The organism is Acetobacter fabarum (assembly GCF_029069195.1).
Lineage (GTDB): Bacteria > Pseudomonadota > Alphaproteobacteria > Acetobacterales > Acetobacteraceae > Acetobacter > Acetobacter fabarum_A.
The window spans coordinates 1-5,678 of sequence record NZ_JARDYK010000025.1 but is presented as its reverse complement, the minus strand read 5'-3'; the positions used below and the strand labels follow the sequence as shown (position 1 = coordinate 5,678).

General features: G+C 47.6%; 9 protein-coding genes. 2 read left to right on the top strand and 7 right to left on the bottom strand.

Annotated elements, in window-relative coordinates; all coding sequences use genetic code 11:
- Positions 1–80 precede the first annotated feature (80 nt).
- Positions 81–812, bottom strand: a complete 732-nt coding sequence (locus PY793_RS13930; protein WP_342803937.1) for a recombinase family protein — start codon at positions 810–812, stop codon at positions 81–83.
- Between the two features lie 129 nt (positions 813–941).
- Here PY793_RS13930 and PY793_RS13925 point away from each other — a divergent pair, with 129 nt between their 5' ends.
- Positions 942–1,328 (top strand): hypothetical protein, encoded by a 387-nt coding sequence (locus PY793_RS13925; protein WP_275178589.1) that lies wholly within the window; start codon positions 942–944, stop codon positions 1,326–1,328.
- Between the two features lie 62 nt (positions 1,329–1,390).
- Here the strand turns inward: PY793_RS13925 and PY793_RS13920 are convergent, their stop codons facing one another.
- A complete protein-coding gene (locus PY793_RS13920; RefSeq protein ID WP_275178588.1) occupies positions 1,391–2,566 on the bottom strand; it encodes a Fic family protein in 1,176 nt (391 codons plus the stop codon).
- 179 nt (positions 2,567–2,745) lie between these two features.
- The gene (locus tag PY793_RS13915; RefSeq protein ID WP_275178587.1) at positions 2,746–3,063 is read right to left on the bottom strand and encodes a helix-turn-helix transcriptional regulator; all 318 of its coding nucleotides are present in this window, start codon (positions 3,061–3,063) and stop codon (positions 2,746–2,748) included.
- 246 nt (positions 3,064–3,309) lie between these two features.
- Between PY793_RS13915 and PY793_RS13910 the strand changes: the two genes are divergently transcribed.
- Complete coding sequence (locus tag PY793_RS13910; protein WP_275178586.1) at positions 3,310–3,870, top strand: recombinase family protein; 561 nt, start codon at positions 3,310–3,312, stop codon at positions 3,868–3,870.
- Between the two features lie 57 nt (positions 3,871–3,927).
- Here the strand turns inward: PY793_RS13910 and PY793_RS13905 are convergent, their stop codons facing one another.
- From PY793_RS13905 to PY793_RS13890, 4 genes are all read right to left on the bottom strand, one after another.
- The gene (locus PY793_RS13905) at positions 3,928–4,269 is read right to left on the bottom strand and encodes a hypothetical protein (RefSeq protein WP_275178585.1); all 342 of its coding nucleotides are present in this window, start codon (positions 4,267–4,269) and stop codon (positions 3,928–3,930) included.
- A complete protein-coding gene (locus PY793_RS13900) occupies positions 4,259–4,603 on the bottom strand; it encodes a hypothetical protein (RefSeq protein WP_275178584.1) in 345 nt (114 codons plus the stop codon). Before PY793_RS13900 ends, PY793_RS13905 begins: the two co-directional genes overlap by 11 nt.
- Before the next feature lie 70 nt (positions 4,604–4,673).
- Entirely contained in the window at positions 4,674–4,967 is a 294-nt protein-coding gene (locus PY793_RS13895) for a hypothetical protein (RefSeq protein WP_275178583.1), read from the bottom strand.
- Between the two features lie 6 nt (positions 4,968–4,973).
- Positions 4,974–5,444 (bottom strand): hypothetical protein, encoded by a 471-nt coding sequence (locus tag PY793_RS13890; RefSeq protein WP_275178582.1) that lies wholly within the window; start codon positions 5,442–5,444, stop codon positions 4,974–4,976.
- Positions 5,445–5,678 lie beyond the last annotated feature (234 nt).

Here is a 5,678-nt window from a genome sequence, read left to right as displayed (position 1 = left end):
CTTCAGGATCCCTATGATCTGCTCTTCCGTAAAGCGGCTGCGTTTCATCCGTCCGTATCCTTCTTGATCGGACTCTACTTTTAAATGGTTACATTTTCGGGGGGCACGTCAAGTATTATCGCAATTTCACGTTCTGAACGATGCTCTAGAATAAATATTCTATAAATCCGGCTGACCGTCTCAACTTCTTCGTCCGGTCCGGGGACAAGGATAACGCGATCAGTTTGAAGATTTTTGTGTTCCTCACGAGCGAGGGGAGCCTTGGGTTCGTTATTCTCGTTTACAAGAAAACGTCTTAGACTATAACCAGCAGGGCCTCCCTGCCGATAACCAAGTGTAATCAGGCGACATTGCCCGGTGAGAACCTTACTGGACAGCTCGCGGCTATATTCTCCCGCCATCACGCGCTTGATACTTTTCATGACATTAGATGGCAGACTTCCATCGTTATCAAATTGTTCAGCACAGTAATGAATGTTAATGCCACGTTCGCGGCATATAAACTCGTAATAGGCGCTTTCATCCGCATCCTGAAAACGCCCCCAACGACTGATGTCGTAGACGAGAATTGCCTCGAAATCGGCGGCTCCACTTCGGACGTCCTCAATTAAGCGTTTTAGAGAGTCACGTCCAGCAATATTGAGGCCGCTACGTCCTTCGTCGGCATAATTGCGAACAATCTGAAAATTCCTCCGTCCAGCATAGGCAGCGATAATTTCCGCCTGATTTTCTGTGGAGTATTTCTGATGGTCGGTTGACATCCGCACATATTGGGCGGCCCGCACTGGGATTATTGCTCCTACTGCTTCCACTCTCATCCCCAGCTCTATGCGTTAAAGACGGAGAAGTCACCCGCCCACATTTTGCGCCACGATCTTAGTGCGGTCGATCTGTATCGATCGTGTTCAGACAATTGTTTTTGTAATATAAAGGAATGTGGAATGTCGTTTACAAAAAAAGACCGAAATTTTCGCGTAGATGATGGAAATAAATTTCCATTAGATCCGTCTGCTGATACGGAAGCGGCTTTTGCAAACATTATTGCGGACGCGCTCAGACGCGATTTTGGAAACATACCAGCACACATAAAACATATCGCTCGATTAACAGGAGCAAATTTACGAACAGTGGGCAATTGGTTGAGTGCTCGCAATGGTCCTAGCGGTGCAAGTCTTGTCGTTTTGATGCGCCATTCTGATGAGGTCACGAAGGCTGTACTGGAGTTGTCAGAACGCTTCGACTTGTGGAGTTCTATGTCCGAAACGAAAAGTAAGAAAGAACTCTACCGAGCCGTAATTGAGTTTATGAAATATATTCCAAAACAATAAAAATATAATATTCCATTTCATGAAAGCCGTTCTTTCATATAAAAGAACGGCTTTTTTAAAATTTAATTTCTTTCCCAGAATGGTCTGTTGATGATCGCCATGACTTCGGGTGCAGAAAATATCCGGTTTCTGGCATATCCGGTGCGTTCCACAAGGATGCCTGCGGCCTGTAGTTGTTCCAGCGCAGTCTTGGTTGCAGGAGCAGAAATGTCTAGAATTTTCCCTAGTCGTGTTGCTGTAATGACTGGGCAATCAATCAGAACATCCAGTGCTCTCAGCGCTGCGGAGTTCTTTCTGTAGGAGCGTCTGCCCAGCCATTCCGCTTTCAGCGTCTCGGTCGCCTTCCTGACAGTTTTGAATTCCTGCACAGTCCCAATAACGGCCTGTGACATGAAGGCAATCAGGGGGAGCCAGTTCAGTTTCTGCTGCGCCTGTTTCAGCGCGTCATAATAATCCTGTTTGTACGCTTCAATGTAGGAAGAGAGATAGAGAGGTGGTTCTTGTTCCGCTGCCAGCATCATCGGAATCAGAAGTCTGCCAACCCGTCCATTGCCATCTCTGAATGGGTGGACAGCTTCAAAGTGAGCATGGGCGATAGCAATCCGCGTGATGAGTGACTGCGTCATCATCTGCATGCCATCCCCCGCCATATAATCGAGCGTGTCTTGAAGACACTGGGGCACCCGGTCAGGCGGGGGCGGGTTGTAGGTGGAATAGGCGATGTTATGTCTGCTGCCACCAATCCAGACAACGGTCGTCCGCAATGCGCCGGGAGTGCCGATATAGGATGAGTCATGCTTCATGACTTCCCGATGTAGTGCCAGCACGGTGTCGAGTGTGAAAACGCTCCTGCCGGATGCAGCGGCCAGAGGCAGGAATTTTTCAAGGGCCAGCGCATAGTCCCTGACCTGGCGTGTTTCCTGCGTGGCCTGTTCATCGTCTTCGTCAACGATCAGCAGTTCATCAAGGGTGCTGTGGGTGCCTTCCATCGCGGAACTGCTGACGGCCTCCCTGCTGCGGAGGGTTCTGTTAATGAGATAGGGATCAGTTGACGCCCGTGCCCATTCTGCAATTTGCCCCAGAGAAGCCATCGCCTGGGAGTGCAAGGCTGTGATGTCGTCCAGATATACCCCACTTTCAGGTGGAGCTGGTGGGACGACGCCATAATGGCTCTCGTAAGGGGGAGGCAGACGGGTCAGACACTCTCTGATGCCCCCCATTAAATCCTGACGGTTCACGGTGAAAACCTTAAACATGGGAGGGTAGTATGATCCATATTTAAGGTTTTTATCACAAGCCTAATTTTATGGCTATCGCCACGTACTTTATTTAAGCTTTCTGTCAAAGGTGAAGACAGGATGATGCCATGCATTATATTGGTTGAGCATGCGGAATAAGCAGAGAATGAACTATATGGTTACCGGAAAGCGCTGGGGCTGAGTTCGTGCTGAAGGTCAGGGGCATGCTGTTCCATATCTGACATAAGCGCTGGGTGTTCATTGCTGTTGAGCCTGACGCCCGGCCCCAGATTGCTTTCCCCATCAATAAAAAGAATTCCCTCTGTTTCGAGTGTCTGACGGATTGCTTTGAGTGTTCTGTGATGGGGCGAGCGTGTGCCTGTCTCAAAGTCAGCCAGTGTTCTGGAACCCACTTCAGCGAGCTGCGCTAGGTCTTTCTGGGAAAGGCCAAGCATGGCGCGGGCAGCACGACACTGCGAAGCCAGCAGAATGGACATAAAAACGAACCTTTGGAAAATACGGTGGCGCCTTCGTATTTACTACCATGCTGCGCAAAAATGGCAATTTGAGTGAGAAAGTCAGGGTAAATTCCATTCCGGATTTTGAGGGATACACTTCAATAATATACATAAATAATATCGCATGGAACCAAATATGTTTACATAAAACGACGATAATGATAGATGACGCTCTCAGGCATGCAGTTCAGGTGTGCCTGTTGGGTCATTGTCGAAAGCAGCCATATGGCACGTTATGGATATGCAAGGGTTTCAACTGACGCACAGGTGAATGATCCCCAGATTTTCGCGCTTCAGAGTGAAGGGGTGGAAACAATTGTCACAGAGGTGATTTCAGGCTCCGTCCCGGCCCGTGTCCGTCCTCAGCTTTCGGAGCTTCTGGGCAAACTGAAACGGGGTGATAGCCTTGTGATTGCACGGCTTGACCGCCTTGGACGGGATACTGTGGATGTCCTGAATCTGCTGCGGATACTGGATGAAGAGGGTATTAGGGTACGAATACTGAATATCGGCGCAGAAACTGGTACCCTCAACGGGCGCATGCTCCTAACAATTCTCATGGCAATTGCAGAATTTGAACGTGAACTGATCCGGGAGCGAACACGTGCCGGGCTCGCTGTAATCCGGGCATCGGGAAAAAAGTTCGGTCGTCCAGACTGTCTGACCAAACGACAGCAAAGCCATATTCGTGATTTATCGGAAAATGGTATGTCCCTGCGGGAGATCGCTGCAATTTTCAAAGTCAGTAAATCAACAGTCCATCGTGTTGTCAGGGTGGCTCAATAGTGAGTGAAGAACTGACTTCCGGACGGTAGAATAGGTTTGGACGTCCAGTATGTTTTCTTATGGATTGTTGCCCATCTGGCTTTGAAAATGTGACCCAATCTTGTCCGAAGGCGTTATAATCGTGCGTTTTTGACTATCATAAGCCTTCATTTCTTTTTTCCATTTGTGGCGCTGCCACGCTCCATATGAACAGCCTACGATTGCACCCATTACGGAATGACCAGAGCGCACGAAGTGGCCCGCCACAGCCCCGGCAGCACCATCAGCAATACATCCGTGAGGATGGACTGGTGCTGTCATTTGCCCGCTTGTCTGTGCCAGAACAGGCGATGTAGCAGACATAGCAAGAAGCAAGCCCACTAAAAGGGATTGTTGTTTTGGCACAGATTTAGCCTTCATAATGTTTGAGGTCTTCTATGGATTTATAAACTCCGCTGAATGCGTCTTTGTATGCGTTGTCAACATTGGCTTTCTGGATTTTTTCCAATGTGTTGTAGATGATGGTTTGATATTTACTGAGTTGGACTATCTGACTGGCAAAGGCTTGGACCAAGCCGATGCCTAACATACTCAGGAAAAAGAAACCGCAGACATAGCTGACAAGCTCTTTGTTTGAAGCAAAGTAAAATCCTTCAGACAACGGCATAACAATAATCGCAACAATTATGATCGCAGCGAAATATATTGCGCTCACCTTGAGAAAGTCCATCCATATGCTACTGAAAGATGACATGAAGTTCTTCTTGTCGAAGAATGAAACATCTCCCGTAGTATCATTCTTTATTGCCAGATAATTTCCTGTTTTAGCACCTTTTGGTGCGCCCCAATATGATTGTTGCCTGCTGACCTTCCCGACATGAGAAGTTATTCAGGTAGATTTCTGTTTCCCGGCCATCAGGAGAGACGATCCAGAATTTTTGATGGTTCTGGGTTTGGGTGTTGACCGCAGGAGGATTGATGAACCCACCATATTTTGGGTGGATGTAGCCGCCACCGCCCGATGTGGTCACGGTTGTCGTTGACCATTTCCTTACACTGGAAATTTCACCGGATAAAGTGCAGAACCAATAGGTGTTACCGTCAATATCAATATCCATGGGTCTTTATCCATAAAGCATGGTGTGGGTTTCATGCTTATCCAGCGTTATATGAGCGGAGCATGAACCATCAGATATTTCGATATGCATGTAATCATCATCTTTTTGTGGAATTGATGTTACCAGAACATCTTTTGGCTCTCTTGACGTGGAGGTGTAAGTAAATTCTCTGATGCTAAATCTATGATGTGGGTCTGTGTTTTTCAGGGCGAAGATTCCACATCTGTCTTCTGTTTTTATGTGTTTATATTCCGGATTATATTCAGAGCCGACGTTTATAGACCGTTCTATTTCTGTGATGGTGCCATAAATAGTAACGATACTTCTGGCACGTGAGTATGTTTTGAGTGGTTTGGGGTTGGCTTCTGAAGCACCAGCGAAGGCACTTCGCACCCCGCTGTCAAAAGCTCCGAGATAGAGAAAAGCACATAGCCAATACAGCAATGTGCCACCAAAAACGGCAATCAAAGTCTTCATGCAACGTTACCCCCTAGTCTCATGCTGAGCGATAGGAGGAACCACGCTGGGCAGGAATGGATTGGTTTCAAGAACAGATATGGTCGCACTACAAGTCTCGGAAAATGATCGAACCGTAGTCAAAATCCGTCGTTTTTGGGACAGAAGGCTTTCGGATTACGAACAGGGTGAAATGGCGTCTCAAAAATGTGTCCCGTTTACATAAGGAGACACAAACGATGGCGCGTTATGGTT

Excerpts from the sequence above, each read along its gene's own strand:
- PY793_RS13910 (WP_275178586.1), top strand. The coding sequence starts at position 3,310 with ATGGCACGTTATGGATATGCAAGGGTTTCAACTGACGCACAGGTGAAT.
- PY793_RS13895 (WP_275178583.1), bottom strand. The coding sequence starts at position 4,967 with ATGGATATTGATATTGACGGTAACACCTATTGGTTCTGCACTTTATCC.
- PY793_RS13915 (WP_275178587.1), bottom strand. The coding sequence starts at position 3,063 with ATGTCCATTCTGCTGGCTTCGCAGTGTCGTGCTGCCCGCGCCATGCTT.
- PY793_RS13905 (WP_275178585.1), bottom strand. The coding sequence starts at position 4,269 with ATGAAGGCTAAATCTGTGCCAAAACAACAATCCCTTTTAGTGGGCTTG.
- PY793_RS13890 (WP_275178582.1), bottom strand. The coding sequence starts at position 5,444 with ATGAAGACTTTGATTGCCGTTTTTGGTGGCACATTGCTGTATTGGCTA.
- PY793_RS13925 (WP_275178589.1), top strand. The coding sequence starts at position 942 with ATGTCGTTTACAAAAAAAGACCGAAATTTTCGCGTAGATGATGGAAAT.
- PY793_RS13900 (WP_275178584.1), bottom strand. The coding sequence starts at position 4,603 with ATGTCATCTTTCAGTAGCATATGGATGGACTTTCTCAAGGTGAGCGCA.